At 69.3% G+C, this 13,935-nt stretch carries 11 protein-coding genes and 1 tRNA gene; 8 read left to right on the forward strand and 4 right to left on the reverse strand.

What is annotated here, in order from left to right; genetic code table 11:
• The first annotated feature begins 217 nt into the window (after positions 1 to 217).
• From AC07EQ_RS38705 to AC07EQ_RS38720, 4 genes are all read left to right on the forward strand, one after another.
• The gene (locus tag AC07EQ_RS38705) at positions 218 to 811 is read left to right on the forward strand and encodes a hypothetical protein (RefSeq protein ID WP_207954315.1); all 594 of its coding nucleotides are present in this window, start codon (positions 218 to 220) and stop codon (positions 809 to 811) included.
• 299 nt (positions 812 to 1,110) lie between these two features.
• Positions 1,111 to 3,858 carry a type I DNA topoisomerase gene (gene topA / locus AC07EQ_RS38710; protein ID WP_478392782.1) on the forward strand — a complete coding sequence of 916 codons (2,748 nt, stop codon included), beginning with the start codon at positions 1,111 to 1,113 and terminating at the stop codon, positions 3,856 to 3,858.
• A gap of 63 nt (positions 3,859 to 3,921) precedes the next feature.
• Positions 3,922 to 4,254: a hypothetical protein gene (locus AC07EQ_RS38715; RefSeq protein ID WP_478392783.1), complete on the forward strand. Its 333-nt coding sequence runs from the start codon at positions 3,922 to 3,924 to the stop codon at positions 4,252 to 4,254.
• 63 nt (positions 4,255 to 4,317) lie between these two features.
• The gene (locus tag AC07EQ_RS38720; protein WP_478392816.1) at positions 4,318 to 5,541 is read left to right on the forward strand and encodes a DNA polymerase III subunit delta'; all 1,224 of its coding nucleotides are present in this window, start codon (positions 4,318 to 4,320) and stop codon (positions 5,539 to 5,541) included.
• Between the two features lie 233 nt (positions 5,542 to 5,774).
• On the opposite strand, the gene AC07EQ_RS38725 is transcribed toward AC07EQ_RS38720, so the two are convergent.
• Both AC07EQ_RS38725 and AC07EQ_RS38730 read right to left on the reverse strand, forming a co-directional pair.
• Positions 5,775 to 6,014: a hypothetical protein gene (locus AC07EQ_RS38725; RefSeq protein ID WP_478392784.1), complete on the reverse strand. Its 240-nt coding sequence runs from the start codon at positions 6,012 to 6,014 to the stop codon at positions 5,775 to 5,777.
• 81 nt (positions 6,015 to 6,095) lie between these two features.
• Positions 6,096 to 7,172 (reverse strand): alpha/beta hydrolase, encoded by a 1,077-nt coding sequence (locus AC07EQ_RS38730; protein WP_478392785.1) that lies wholly within the window; start codon positions 7,170 to 7,172, stop codon positions 6,096 to 6,098.
• 190 nt (positions 7,173 to 7,362) lie between these two features.
• Here AC07EQ_RS38730 and AC07EQ_RS38735 point away from each other — a divergent pair, with 190 nt between their 5' ends.
• The gene (locus tag AC07EQ_RS38735) at positions 7,363 to 9,708 is read left to right on the forward strand and encodes a helix-turn-helix domain-containing protein (RefSeq protein ID WP_478392786.1); all 2,346 of its coding nucleotides are present in this window, start codon (positions 7,363 to 7,365) and stop codon (positions 9,706 to 9,708) included.
• 230 nt (positions 9,709 to 9,938) lie between these two features.
• On the opposite strand, the gene AC07EQ_RS38740 is transcribed toward AC07EQ_RS38735, so the two are convergent.
• Entirely contained in the window at positions 9,939 to 11,321 is a 1,383-nt protein-coding gene (locus tag AC07EQ_RS38740; RefSeq protein ID WP_478392787.1) for a hypothetical protein, read from the reverse strand.
• Positions 11,322 to 11,552: 231 nt separating this feature from the next.
• On the opposite strand from AC07EQ_RS38740, the gene AC07EQ_RS38745 reads away from it, so the two are divergent.
• The 3 genes from AC07EQ_RS38745 (at position 11,553) to AC07EQ_RS38755 (ending at position 13,120) form a co-directional block, all read left to right on the forward strand.
• Positions 11,553 to 11,626: transfer RNA gene (locus tag AC07EQ_RS38745), tRNA-Thr, on the forward strand.
• Between the two features lie 153 nt (positions 11,627 to 11,779).
• Complete coding sequence (locus AC07EQ_RS38750; protein ID WP_478392788.1) at positions 11,780 to 12,112, forward strand: hypothetical protein; 333 nt, start codon at positions 11,780 to 11,782, stop codon at positions 12,110 to 12,112.
• Between the two features lie 792 nt (positions 12,113 to 12,904).
• The gene (locus tag AC07EQ_RS38755) at positions 12,905 to 13,120 is read left to right on the forward strand and encodes a pentapeptide repeat-containing protein (RefSeq protein WP_478392817.1); all 216 of its coding nucleotides are present in this window, start codon (positions 12,905 to 12,907) and stop codon (positions 13,118 to 13,120) included.
• A gap of 294 nt (positions 13,121 to 13,414) precedes the next feature.
• On the opposite strand, the gene AC07EQ_RS38760 is transcribed toward AC07EQ_RS38755, so the two are convergent.
• Positions 13,415 to 13,906, reverse strand: coding sequence for a peptidylprolyl isomerase (locus AC07EQ_RS38760; protein WP_478392789.1), 492 nt, complete (start codon positions 13,904 to 13,906; stop codon positions 13,415 to 13,417).
• Between the last annotated feature and the right edge of the window lie 29 nt (positions 13,907 to 13,935).

The following is a 13,935-nucleotide window of genomic DNA, read 5'->3' on the forward strand; positions in this document are numbered from 1 at the left end:
ACGCACCCCCCCCCTCCCCCCCCCCCCTCCCCCCCCCCCCCTCCCCCCCCCCCCCCCCCCCCCCCCCCCCCCCCCCCCCCCCACCTCACAACCCCGAGGCCAGTTTCAATTGAAACTGTCATCTGGTGCTCGTGAGGGCGCAGTTTCAATTGAAACTGCGGTGGACGGTGACGCAAACGGGTGGATGTGCTGGCCAAGGTCGAACTGCTGTTCTAGCATGCGGGCCGTGGACCAGCTGTCCTTCTACTCGGCCGAGGCGCGGCAGCCAGACGTCGCCGACCTCGCGGGCATGCTGTGCGGTCCGGGGCAGGCGGTCGGTTTCGGCCGCGGCACCGCGGCCCGGCTGTCCGTGGTGGTCGACGCCGAATGGCGCGCCCGCTCCCTGGTCGTGGCCTGCGCCGAACGCGGCGTGGAGGCAGAGCTCGGCCGCTCCGAAGAAGGCCGCCCGCTGATCCGCACCGCGTTCCGCGCGGACCTCACCGGCCTCGCGGCCCGCTGGCTGCGCGGCGCCGTGAAGTCGGTCCCGCCGGACTTCGTCCCGGACGGCGCAGCCCTCCGGCTCTGGGCGCTGACCGCCGGCTCCGCCGAGCCCACCGGCTACCGCCTCGGGCTCGATCCGCACGCGCCCGACACGCATGCGCCGCTGGTCACGGCGCTGCGCGGCTGCGGCCTCCCGGCGAAGCCGGTCGGCCCGCGCGCCGGCGGGCCGGCGCTGCGCGTGACCGGTCGACGGGGGCTCGCCCGCCTCGCTGAGCTCGTCGGTCCAATGCCCGATGGTGCGATCGAGCGAACGTGGCCGTTGGTGTCCTGACCGGTTTGACGCACATCACGCCAGGTCACGCAACGGAACACCACCGTCACCCGATACGTTCGTACAAGAAGACGTTGACGAGTCTCAGCGTGTTATGTGCAACCCTGTGCCTTCCCGGCGTGCTGCGAATCGGCGCATAAGGGGCACACTGAGGAACTTGTCGGGTAGCACCGGGTGCAATGGAAGCCTCCGGAAGAAGAGAGCAGGTAAGCGTGGCTGGGTCGACACGGACGAAGAAGGCCGGCGGGACCGGCCGGGCTTCGGGGTCCTCCAACGGGGCTGGCTCCGGGGGTCGGCGCTTGGTGATCGTCGAGTCGCCTGCGAAGGCCAAGAAGATCGCCTCCTACCTGGGCTCGAACTTCATCGTCGAGTCTTCGCGCGGTCACATCCGGGACCTGCCGAAGAACGCCAAGGACGTGCCGGAGAAGTACAAGGGCCAGGCGTGGGCCCGGCTGGGCGTCGACGTCGACAACGACTTCGAGCCGCTGTACCTGGTGAGCTCGGACAAGAAGGCGACGGTCACCGAGCTCAAGGACGCGCTCAAGCAGGTCGACGAGCTCTACCTCGCGACGGACGGTGACCGCGAGGGCGAGGCGATCGCCTGGCACCTGCTGGAGACGCTGAAGCCGAAGGTGCCGGTGCGCCGGATGGTGTTCCACGAGATCACCGAGTCGGCGATCCAGGCGGCCGCCGCGAACCCGCGCGACCTGGACCACGACCTGGTGGACGCGCAGGAGACCCGCCGCATCCTGGACCGGCTGTACGGCTACGAAGTCAGCCCGGTGCTGTGGAAGAAGGTCATGCCGAAGCTGTCGGCGGGCCGCGTGCAGTCGGTGGCGACCCGGATCGTGGTCGAGCGGGAGCGCGAGCGGATCAGGTTCGTCCCGGCGGAGTACTGGGACATCTCCGCGACGATGGACGCCGGCGCGGACGCCTCGCCGCGTCGCTTCGGCGCCCGCCTGGTCAACGTGGACGGCGCGAAGCTGGCCACCGGTCGCGACTTCGGCCCGGACGGGCGGCTGAAGAACGCCGACACGCGGGTGCTGACCGAGCAGGAGGCGCGCAGCCTCGCCGCGGCGCTCGCCGACGTGCAGCTGCACGTGTCCAGCGTCGAGGAGAAGCCGTACACGCGGAAGCCGTACGCGCCGTTCATGACCTCCACGCTGCAGCAGGAAGCCAGCCGCAAGCTGCGGTTCTCGGCCGACCGCACGATGCGCACGGCGCAGCGGTTGTACGAGAACGGTTACATCACCTACATGCGTACCGACTCGACCACGCTATCCGAGACGGCGATCAACGCGGCGCGCAACCAGGCCCGGGACCTCTACGGCGACCAGTACCTATCGCCGCAGCCGCGGCAGTACAACCGCAAGGTCAAGAACGCCCAGGAGGCGCACGAGGCGATCCGGCCGGCGGGCGAGAGCTTCCGCACCCCGGGCGAGGTCGCCGGCGAGCTGCGCAACGACGTAGACGGCTACAAGCTCTACGAGCTGATCTGGCAGCGCACCATCGCGTCCCAGATGGCCGACGCGAAGGGCACCACGCTGTCGGTGCGCATCACCGGCACCGCCACCAGCGGCGAGGAGTGCACGTTCGCCGCGTCCGGTCGCACGATCACCTTCGCCGGGTTCCTGAAGGCCTACGTCGAGGCGGTCGACTCGGAGGCCGGCGGGGTCGCCGACGACGCCGAGTCGCGGCTGCCGCAGCTGGTGCAGGACCAGGCGATCACCGCGCCGGAGCTGTCGCCGGACGGGCACACCACCAACCCGCCGCCGCGCTTCACCGAGGCCAGCCTGGTGAAGACGATGGAAGAGCTGGGCATCGGGCGCCCGTCGACCTACGCGTCGATCATCAGCACCGTGCAGGAGCGCGGCTACGTCTGGAAGAAGGGCTCCGCCCTAGTCCCGTCGTGGATCGCCTTCGCCGTGGTCGGACTGCTGGAGAAGCACTTCGGCCGGCTGGTGGACTACGACTTCACGGCCGCCCTGGAGGACGAGCTGGACCGCATCGCGGAAGGGCGCGAGGAGCGGACCAGCTGGCTGTCCGGTTTCTACTTCGGCGGCGACGTGGGGCCGGAGGGCTCCATCGGTCGCGCCGGCGGGCTGAAGAAGCTGGTCGGTTCCGGGGTCGAGGAGATCGACCCGCGCGAGATCAACTCCATCCCGATGTTCAACGACGACGAGGACCGCACCGTCTACGTGCGGGTCGGCCGCTACGGCCCGTACCTGGAGCGGACGCTCGCCGACAGTTCGTCGCAGCGCGCGAACCTGCCGGACGACCTGCCGCCGGACGAGCTCACGGTGGAGATCGCGGAGAAGCTGTTCGCCACCCCGATGGAGGGCCGCAGCCTCGGTACCGACCCGGAGTCCGGGCACGAGGTCGTCGCGAAGGAAGGCCGGTTCGGGCCGTACGTCACCGAGGTCCTGCCCGAGGGCAACAAGAACAAGCCGCGCACCGGCAGCCTGTTCAAGCACATGTCGCTGGACACCGTGTCGCTCGACGACGCGCTGAAGCTGCTGTCGCTGCCGCGGGTCGTGGGCAAGGACCCGGAGTCCGGCAACGAGATCACCGCGCAGAACGGCCGCTACGGCCCGTACCTGAAGAAGGGCACGGACTCGCGGTCGCTGGAGACCGAGGACCAGATCTTCTCGATCACGCTGGAAGAGGCGCTCAAGATCTACGAGCAGCCGAAGCAGCGCGGTCGGCGGGCGGCCGCGGCCCCGCTGCGGGAGCTCGGCGAGGAGCCGGACACCGGCAAGCCGCTGGTGATCAAGGACGGCCGCTTCGGCCCGTACGTCACCGACGGCGAGACGAACGCCTCGCTGCGCAAGGGCGATGACGTCGAGTCGTTGACCATGGATCGCGCGGTGGAGCTGCTCGCGGAGCGGCGGGCCAAGGCCCCGGCGAAGAAGAAGGCCCCCGCGAAGAAGGCCCCGGCCAAGAAGACCACCGCGAAGTCGACGACGAAGACGACCGCTGCGAAGTCGACGGCGTCCAAGACGACGGCCGCGAAGAAGCGGACGAGTTCCACTTCGAAGTCGTCCTGATCCTGGTGTTCCGCCGCCCCGAGGCGGAGACTTCCGACTATCGGAAGCCTCGGGGAGGCGGACATGCGGGATGCCTTGCACGGTTTCGACGGCACGCAGCCGTTGCCGCCCTTGCCGGCTCGTCCGGATGCCCTGTTCGGCACGTTCGCGGTGCCGCAGCAGCGGACCGCGCCGCCGCAGCCCTGGACGCCGCCTAGTACGGCGGAGGACGTGCGCAGGCCGATTCGGCGCCGTCGCGCTCCGGCGGCCAGCCCCCAGACACCTCGTCTTGAGCCGCCGGGGGAGCGGCCGCGCCGCACGCCCGGGGCGGTCGTGGGCTTCCTGATCGTGTTGGCCGTCGCGGTGCTCGTCGCCCTGACGGTGCTGCGTCAGTTGCTCGAAGCGTTCTCCGGTTGACCGCAGGCCGGTCGGTGCCGCCCCGTACAGTCTGGGTGTTCGCGAAGTACTGGAGGCGACGTGATGCAAACCGACGCTCCGGACGTGCCCAGCACCGGGGTGTGGGCGGAGGTCGTCGGGCAGCCCGACGCGGTGCGGACGCTCTACACCGCCGTGCGCGCTGCTCACCGCCAGGTGCGAGGCGAGCCGGTTCCGCCGGGTTCGATGACGCACGCGTGGCTGTTCACCGGGCCGCCCGGTTCGGGCCGGTCGATCGCGGCCCGTGCCTTCGCCGCCGCTTTGGAGTGCTCCGATGCGGAGCAGCCGGGCTGCGGGCACTGCTCGGCGTGCCGGACGGTGCTGCACGGCACGCACGCCGACGTTCGCCTGGTGGCGCCCGAAGGTCTGTCGATCTCGGTCGCGGAGATGCGGGCTCTCGTGCAGGCCGCGGCGCGGCGCCCGACCACCGGCCAATGGCGCATCGTGCTGATCGAAGATTCCGACCGTCTCACCGAGGGCGCGGCGAACGCGCTGCTCAAGGCGGTGGAGGAGCCGCCGCCGAGGACCGTGTTCCTGCTGTGCGCGCCGTCCGATCACCCCGAGGACGTGTCCGTCACGATCCGCTCCCGGTGCCGTGTGGTGCAGCTGCGCACGCCGCTGGCCGGCGCGATCGCAGAGGTGCTGCACGAGCGCGACGGCGTGGACGCGGAGCTCGCGCAGTGGGCGTCGTCGGTGTGCGGCGGGCACATCGGCCGGGCGCGGCGGCTGGCGACCGACGAGGAGGCGCGGGAGCGGCGCGAGTCGGTGCTGCGGATCCCGTTGGGGCTGCGCCGGTTCTCGGACGTGTTCACGGCGGCCACCGGGCTGGTGAAGCTGGCCGAGACGGAAGCGGTCACCGCGAACGAGGACCGCAACGAGGCCGAGAAGGAAGAGCTGAAGACCGCGATGGGCGCGGGCGGCACCGGCAAAGGCACGGCGTCGGCGACTCGCGGCGCGAACGCGGCGCTGAAAGAGCTTGAGAAGCGCCAGAAATCCCGCGCCACCCGTTCCCAGCGCGACGCGCTGGACCTGGCGCTGGTCGACCTGGCGGGCTTCTACCGGGATGTGCTGGTGATGCGCACGGGTTCGTCGGCGCCGCTCAACCACCCGGATTTCGAGCGCTCGGTGGCGAAGGCGGCCGGGGAGTGGACATCGGAGTCGGCGCTGCGCCGCCTCGACGCGGTCCTGGAATGCCGGCTCGCGCTGACCCAGAACGTGAAGCCCATCATCGCGGTGGAGGCCATGCTCGCCACCCTGTACACCGGCTGACTCCACAGTGGACTCTCAGGTCCTGGGGTCACAGTGTGTCGACTCCCGGCTACACGTCGATGACGCTGGTCACCGACGACGACGGCCGTCACGCGGCGCTGATGACCGACTCGCGGCCGCGCGAATCCCCAGGACCGGTACGTGTGCGGGCGTACCAAGGGAAAACCTCGAACCGCGCCAATTCGGTGACCCGGAAGTCGTTGCGGTTCCAGCGGATTGCGGCTCCACGGCCGTCACGGCCAGTACGGGAACGTGAACGCCGCCAGCAGGAGCAGGAACAGGACCCCCAGGAGCACGAGGCATCCGACACCGTCGGTCTTCTTCGCGCGGAGCTCGACGCGGCCACCGGGCGGCGTGCCCGGATGACGGCGGTCGTAGTGCTCGATCTGCTCCTCGGCTCCCGCCGATTCGGTGCGCCAAGGTGTCCGGTAGTCGCATTCCCCGCACCAGTACCGGTACTTCTCCTCGGCCATGCCGTTTCTCCCAGCGCGTGCTGCCCGGTCGGCCGGGCGCCTCCCCGTCGCCCGGCCGACCAGACCCCCGGTCGCGGCAGATCAGGGGTGCTGGAGGCGCTGCATGATCAGCGAGACGTAGTGCTCCATGTCCTTCTGCAGGCACGGCACCGAGGCGTGCTTCCCGGTGCAGCCCGGCGCCCACGTGCTGCCGTCGCCGTAATCCGCGAAGTAGTGCGGGATTCCGGCGGCGTTCAGGTTCGCCGCGGTCACCAGGTTGGTGTCCCTGGCCACGCTCTCGACGACGGCCTGGGGCGGGTTGACGGTCAGGTCACCGCCGTTGCCGGTGTACATGGCCACGCCCATGCCGCGCAGCGACTCGACGTGCTGGGCGGGGCTCTGCGCGTTCCACACCCCGTCGAGCGGCCAGACCGGCGAGCCGAAGATCGCATCGACCGCGACCGTCGGTGTGCCCGACTCCGGCAGCAGCTCGGTGCCGATCACCGCCGCGCGCTGCGCCTGGTTGAGCAGGTCGAGGCCGCCGGAGAAGCTGCCGACGTAGCTGAACAGCTCCGGCCGGCGCTCGGCGTAGTGGAACGCCCCGAACCCGCCCATCGAATGGCCGGCGATGGCCCGGCCTTCCCTGGTGGGGATGGTCCGCAGGTTCGCGTCGATCAGCGGGATGACCTGGTCGAGGTGGAAGTTCTCCCAGTTCTGCGGGCCCAGCCCGCCGGGGTTCACCCAGTTCGAGTACCAGCTGCGAACCCCGTTGGGGTGCACCGTGATCAGCGGCGCGTCCTTGGTCGCCTGCTCGGTGATCTGCTGGTTGACCTGGGTGTTCGCCCGGTCGGGATTGCCGTGCAGCGAGTACAGCACCGGGTAGCGGTCGGCGTTGCCGGTGTAGTCCTCGGGCAGGGTGACCATGATGTCGTGCTGCCCCGCGGTCTGGCCCGGCAGCAGCGTGGGATTCGGAACCTGGTCGGAGGTCACGGAGAAGACGAACGTCCGCTGGGCGTCGTCGACCCACTCGGGCTGGCGGACCACGGTCAGGCCGAAGCCGTCGTCGAGGCGCGGGGGCTCGGTTTCGGCGGTCGCGGCGGTGGCGACGAGAGTCGAAGCGACGGTCAGGCCGGCCGCCATCGCGACCGCCCGCCACAGTGATTTCCGGAAACGGGTCATGGGTTCCCCTGTCGAAGGCTGACCTCGCCGCCTCGGCGAGCGCCGGCCGCCGGGTTCCGGCCGGTACCGAAGATGATGTTGTTTTCCCTGGTCAGTGGGCCAGGGCACGAACCGGCCAAATACGGCCGGTCCTCGCGTTCTTCGCGCTAAGGTCCCCGAGCCAGGACACGCCGCATCGAGAGGCGCCGAAGTGACGAGCCGGTTCGGTCCGCTACTGCGTCAGTTGCGACGTCGGGCGGGAATGACGCAGGAGCAGCTGGCGGAGCGGTCCGGGGTCGGAGTGCGCACCATCCGCCGGCTGGAGAACAACTCGCCCACCGATCCCCGGATCGGGACGGTGAAGCTGTTGGCGGACGCACTGGACCTCTCGCCCGACGAGCGCCGGGAACTGCTGGCCGAAGTCGGCGGCGCGCCGGCCGAGGAGGCCGCCGTCGAGACCCCCGAGGCAGCGCCGGACGTCGATCCGCCGCCCGCTCCGCGGGATGCGCTGACCGAAGCCGCGGATCAACTCGCGCAAGCGGTCGCCGCCCGCTGGCAGCGCGAGGAGGAGCAGCGCCGGATCCACGACCCGTTCCCGCTGCCGGTGCGGTGGCGGCCGGTGGCCGCGAACCTGACCGACCACCCGGACAACATCCACCGCGTTCCGCCCGGAGCCACGGCGGATCCGCTGGACCTGACCGGCGACCTCACCGAGATCGCGGACGTCTACCGGCGCATCCCGTCCGGCCGGCTGGCGGTGCTGGGGCGCGCCGGATCCGGGAAGACGATCCTGGCGCTGCGCTTCACCCTGGACCACCTGCGGACCCGCGCCGCCACCGACCCGGTGCCGGTGATCTTCAGCGTCGGATCGTGGGACCCGACGGCCACCGCGCTGCGGGACTGGCTGATCGACCAGCTCTCCCGCGACTACCCGGGCCTGGTCGCGAGCGCCCCCAACGGGTCGACGCTGGCCGCCGCGCTGGTCGAAACCGGCCGCGTGCTGCCGGTTCTCGACGGGTTCGACGAGATCGCCCACGGCCTGCACCGCAGCGCGGTGGAAGCCCTCAACACCACGTCGCTACCGCTGTTGCTGACCAGTCGACCCGGCGAGTACGCCGCGGCCGTCGAGGCGACCGCCCTGGCCGGCGCCGCCGGTGTCGAGCTGGTCGAACTCGGCCGCGCCGACCTGATCAACTACCTGCCGCGCACCGCGCGCCGGGGCACCGCCTGGGATTCCGTCCTGGACGAGCTGCGCGAACGCCCGGACAGCGAGGCGAGCGCAAACCTCGCCGCGGTGCTGAGCACGCCGCTGATGGTCGGCCTCGCCCGAACCGTCCACGGCGAAACCGGCGAGGACCCGGCCGACCTGCTGGACACCGACCGCTTCCCGACGCCGGCGGCCCTCGAAGACCACCTGCTGAGCAGCTTCGTGCCCGCCGTCTACCGCCCGAGGCCGTCCGCCGGGCGACGGAACTGGGATCCGGACCGGGCCCGGCACTGGCTGGGCTACCTCGCCGACAACCTGGACCGGCTCGGTACCGGCGATCTCAAGTGGTGGCTGGTCGGTGGCTCGCTGCGCCGCTCGTCGCGCATCCTCGCCGTCGTGCTGGCGTCCGCGTTCGTCACCGCCGTCGTCGATGCGCTCGTCTTCCTGCCCCTCTACGTGATCCAGCACGGGATCGGGTTCGGCATCGGGTTGGCCCTGCTGGACGGCTTGATGACCGGGACCGAGCTAGGGCTGGCCTTCGGGCTGCTGTACGGGCTTCTGGTCGTGTACGGGGGTGTCGGGTTCGAGCCGTCCCGCATGCGGGTGCGCTTGCCGGGCAGGAGCAGGAGAACCGGCCGCCGCGCCCGCACCGCCGCCACCAGGTTCGGCGCCGGGCTGCTGGGCGGGTTCGTGGTGGCGCTCGGGTACGCGCCGGTGAGCACGTTCATGCGCACGATGCTCAGCGAGACCCCGATCCCGGACGACGTGGCGATCGAGCTGACGCTCGTCAACTTCCTCATGTTCGGGCTCATCTTCGGCCTGGCGCTCGGGACGGGACTCGCGCTCGTGTCCGTGCTGGAGACGCCCCTCGACATCAACTCCGCCGCCACCCCGATCGGCATGCTGGCCGCGAACCGATCGGCGGTGGTGCGCCAGACCGCGTTGTTCGCGCCCCTGGCGATGCTCCTGATCGCCATCGGCGGGCGGCTCGTCGTCGATCTCTTCCAGGGTTCGCTGGGCCCGCTCAACTGGCCGCTGTTCAGCGGGCTCATCATCGGCGCAGTGGGCGGGACGAGCGGAGCCATCGCCTACGCGGCGGCGTTCACCGCCTGGGGGCAGTGGGTTCTCCTGGCACGTGTCTGGCTGCCGCTGACGGGCCGGCTTCCCTGGCAGGTGATCGCTTTCCTGGACGACGCGTACCACCGAGGAGTGCTGCGCCAGGCCGGTGCCGTCTACCAGTTCCGGCACGCCCGGCTCCAAGCCCACCTCGGCCGCGCCTACCGAGCCCAGCACGCCACTCCGGCCCGGCTCGCCCCCGCCATCCGGACGAACCACCCCGCCACCACCTGAACCGTTCGCAGCGGGTCCGGGCTGAGTGGCCGACGCATGGCGATTTCGCGCGAAATCACCACCCGCCCCTCACGCGGAGCGGCGATTTCGCGCGAAATCGCCGCCCTGCTTTCCAGGCGGTCCGGCCGCACGGGTGCCCGTCCCGTTCTGGAACGGCCGCTAAAACGGAGCTCCGGTCGCGTGGGCCGAGGGTTCCCGATTTTGCCTAAAATTGGGACCTTCCGGCGTTCTCAGCTGCGGCGGGGGAGGGCGGCGATGAGGATCGAGCCCAGGAGCAGCAGCGCCGTGCCGGTCCAGAACAGCGGGATCACGTAGTACGAGCTGCTGGTCAGGGCGAGCGGCGGAACGTCCGGGAGGTGGGCCGACGGGCCGGTCCCCGCCGGCGGCGCGACCGCCGCCGAGCCGTCGCAGTCCACGCCGCCCGCCGGAGCCCCGGCGCGGGCGATCTGCTCGCCGAAGGTGATCTGCACCAGCGAAGTCGGGAGCCCCACCGGGTGGCCGCGCAGCAGCTGCAGGTCGAAGAGCTTCGCCGCCGCCCGGACCTCGGTGCCGACGACGTCGTGCCGGAGTTCCCCGACGCTCATCCGCAGCACTCCGGCGTCCACGATCCGCTGGTCCAGCCCGGGCAGCGGCAGGTCCAGGTCCGGGTGCGCCGCATCCAGCACGCCGAGTTCCTCGCCGCCCTGGCTGACCCGCAGCACCGGCGCCTTGTAGTCCACAGTGGACGTCGAGGGGTCGCCGGTGGCCGTGGCGACCAGCCGGGGCTCGCCGACGACGTCGACGCGGATCTCCTGCGTGGTCCCGGCGAACAGCCGAACGCTCGCAACCTGCAGCGTCGAGGTCGACTGCACGGCCTTGCGGGCCTGCCCGGCGACGGAAACCAGCTGCACGTTGGAATGCGCGTTGACGGCATCCGGCACGTGCAGCAAGGACCCGGTGCCGTCCGCGGTGGGCGCCCCGCTCAGGAGCCCGTCCAGCGACAGCCCGCCGGGCAGCGCGTTGACCGCCGAAGCGCTGCCCAGCGACATCTGGGCATCGGCGATCGGCGACACGCACGGCCCGGCCTGCTCGTCCCAGCGCGCATGCACGCTGCCTTCCAAACCGCTGAGCTTGACCAGCTGATCGGCCGGCGACGCGGGCATGGGGAGGCCGCCGCTGGTGGGTGCGGCGTGATCGGGCAGCGCGGTCTGCGCCAGCCCGGTCGGCATCTGCGGCGTCTTTCCCAACAGCGCCACGCCGAACGGCGAGGCTTCGGCGATGGCCCGCTCGTGGGCGAAGAATGCGGTGGAGTTCGCCTGCGCGATCGCCCGGCCCATCCCGGCCTCGGCCACGGACTGCTTGGGCAACTGCTCCTCGAACTCGGGATCGTCGATGACGGAGTCGGTCGGCACGGTGTCCGGCAGGATGCGCACGATCCCGACCATGGTGCCGGCATCGGCGACGATCGGACCGGGAGCCGAGGTCGGCTCGGACGCCGGAGGCTGCCCGGGGTTCTCGGGCGCGGGGATGGGCGTGGTCGGCGGCGTGCTCTGCGCGAAGGCGGCAGGCAAAGACAACCCGGCGAGGGCCAACCCCACGGCGGAACACGTGCTGAAGCGGCGAAGAGCCCGCATCCGGCGACCTCCCGATCGCGTGACAGGAATCACTGCCGATCCAACGAGCCCAAGCCCAGGAGGTGACGGAAGAAGTCGACGAGAGTCCCCCGGCAAGAGGTGGGATTCCGCCGAAGTCGGGGTGCCGGAGTCCCCTGGTCAGGCGCCCGACCAGGGAAAACCTGGAGGTCGTGGAGCGGTGGGGGCCGAGAACGACCTCGGGCCCGGGCCAGCTACACTTGACCACGCAACGCCGCCTTAGCTCAGTCGGCTAGAGCGACGCACTCGTAATGCGTAGGTCAAGGGTTCGATTCCCTTAGGCGGCTCAGCAGCGGTCAACCCGCTGACCTGCGGCGGGAGAAGAGATCGATGATCTCGGCTCCCGCCGCAGTGTCGTTTTCGGGGTGCAAACGGGGTGCAGCTGTTTTGCCCACCTGCTCCACGGCAGGCCGTTCGGCGGGTGCTGGCGCCGGGTTTGGGTGCACTCCGAGCTGCTGCGCCTCAACGCCGACCACCGGCCGCCGCCGCGAGACCTGACGATCACCAGGGGAACCGGGCGGCTGCGCGGATACATCGACTGGTGCACCACTCAGCCCTGGGCCGATGACCTCGCCGATGACCTCAGTGAACTTCACCATCAGGTCGTCACGCTTGCTGGCGACTCCACGCGACCGGTCTCCCCCTGCCCGGACTGCTGGGGGCCGATGTGGTCTATCGGCGATACCGACATCCTCTCGGTCCGCTGCGGCGACTGCGGCGCTACTTACGACGGACTGCACCTGCTCGACTTGGGTCGGCGACTCGCCTCTTGAGATGACGGGCGCAGCATGAGTCGAATCAAGAGCTGCTACCAGCCATGCTGCACCGGTCCCGCGTAGCTGTGTGATCGTGAGTTGGTCAGTTCAGCCGCCCAGGACTCTCAAGGCGGTACCAACTTGTGCCGCGGGAGACCGGACAGGATTGTGGGAGCTTGAGCCGAAGAATGGCCGGATAAAAATGACCCCAATGTCGCATGTAACGGAGATTGCGCCATCTGGCGTATTTTGCGCCCAAAGCGCCCGCAAGAATGTTTGGGCGACAAAACGGACAACACTATCCATTATCGGCGCTTTTGTCATCTGGGGAGCTTCGATATTACCGGCGGCTTCAGTCGCCTGTCGAAGAGAAGGTTGAGGGCTCGCCATCTCAGACCGTTGAACGCTAAGCCACAGCTGCACAGCGATGGTGGCAGCAACCGGGGCGGCACTCGGCGGGGTAGCTGCGACACTCGCCACCGTACTGGTCAAAACGCGCCGTCAGCGGTCGACGAGCTAAAGCCCTCGACTCCCGCTCTGCGTAGCAACTCGCGCACATGCCCGGCGTTTCTACGTCAGCCGTCCGCGCCGTGATATCTGCTCGGCTACCTACGATGCACCTGCGCTGCTCACTCGAGAGGCAGTGTTTGGCGCTCGATAGTATCGATGGGGCAACATGATTCAGTTTGAAGGTAACTCGCTTGCCTGTCCGCGCTGCTCGGAAACGATGGGCACACACCTGGAACAGGTGATAGTGACCGCACGTCACGAAGACGGGGCAGATCGAGCGTCAATCTCGACAAGTTAGTTCTGTTCAGGACAGATCTCGACAACGCGGACCTAAATCGTGCTCACCTTTGGGATACCGATCTCACCGAAGCTAAGCTGGCCAACGCCAATCTCCGTGGGGCCGACCTGCGTGGCGCTGACTTGACCGAGACGTGCTTCGTCGCAGCTATCGTCGATGACGATCGCATCGCCAAGCGAGCCGATTGGCCCCTGAACCGGGGCTGTCTACTACGGTAGGAGAGTCCAGATCACGGCCCACGGCCGCCCGGGAGGGCGCCGCCGGAACTCGGCTTCTCGCGTCTCAGAATTTATGGCCGGGGGATGCGTCGAGGGCTAGATCTAGCGTCAATCGTGCGGAGGTTGGCGCCGGTTCCAGCTAGCTTGCGAGCGGAACCGGCGCGCCGCGAGTGGGAAGGTAGTGACTTTCCAACTCCCATGTTCATGCCTGCATGGCGGCGGGGGTAACGGGTTGCTCGGGCTTTCGCCACAATGGCTGTCCCAGTCGAACGGGCATCCTCGCCAGACGTATTGTCAGCTCAGCTCCACCGACCTAATGATCACTGGCTCTACCGGCACGTCACTGTGTCCGGCCTTCGTAGTGGTGGATACACCCTCGATCTGATCCACCACATCGGTGCCCTCCACAACCTTGCCGAACACCGCGTAACCCCAACCGTCCTGGCCCGGGTAGTTAAGGAAATCATTGTCGGTGGTGTTGATGAAGAACTGCGCGCTCGCTGAATGCGGGTCCGAAGTGCGTGCCATCGCGACTGTGTACTTGTCGTTGCGGAGGCCGTTGTCGGCCTCGTTCCTGATCGTCTGCGGTGCTGGCTTCTTCTCCATGTCTGCGGTCATGCCACCGCCCTGGATCATGAACTCAGGAATTACCCGGTGGAAGATGGTGCCCTCGTAGTGGCCGGCCTTGGCGTAATCAACGAAATTGGCCACGGTCTTCGGCGCCTTTGACTCGTCGAGCTCTAGGGCGATATCTCCGGCGGAGGTTTTCAGCAAGACTTTAGTCATGTCGTCACCGTAACCGAACATCGACCATT

The organism is Saccharopolyspora sp. NPDC045839 (assembly GCF_056431645.1).

Excerpts from the sequence above, each read along its gene's own strand:
- AC07EQ_RS38705 (WP_207954315.1), top strand. The coding sequence starts at position 218 with ATGCGGGCCGTGGACCAGCTGTCCTTCTACTCGGCCGAGGCGCGGCAG.
- AC07EQ_RS38715 (WP_478392783.1), top strand. The coding sequence starts at position 3,922 with ATGCGGGATGCCTTGCACGGTTTCGACGGCACGCAGCCGTTGCCGCCC.
- AC07EQ_RS38720 (WP_478392816.1), top strand. The coding sequence starts at position 4,318 with ATGCAAACCGACGCTCCGGACGTGCCCAGCACCGGGGTGTGGGCGGAG.
- AC07EQ_RS38725 (WP_478392784.1), bottom strand. The coding sequence starts at position 6,014 with ATGGCCGAGGAGAAGTACCGGTACTGGTGCGGGGAATGCGACTACCGG.
- AC07EQ_RS38730 (WP_478392785.1), bottom strand. The coding sequence starts at position 7,172 with ATGACCCGTTTCCGGAAATCACTGTGGCGGGCGGTCGCGATGGCGGCC.
- AC07EQ_RS38740 (WP_478392787.1), bottom strand. The coding sequence starts at position 11,321 with ATGCGGGCTCTTCGCCGCTTCAGCACGTGTTCCGCCGTGGGGTTGGCC.
- AC07EQ_RS38760 (WP_478392789.1), bottom strand. The coding sequence starts at position 13,906 with ATGACTAAAGTCTTGCTGAAAACCTCCGCCGGAGATATCGCCCTAGAG.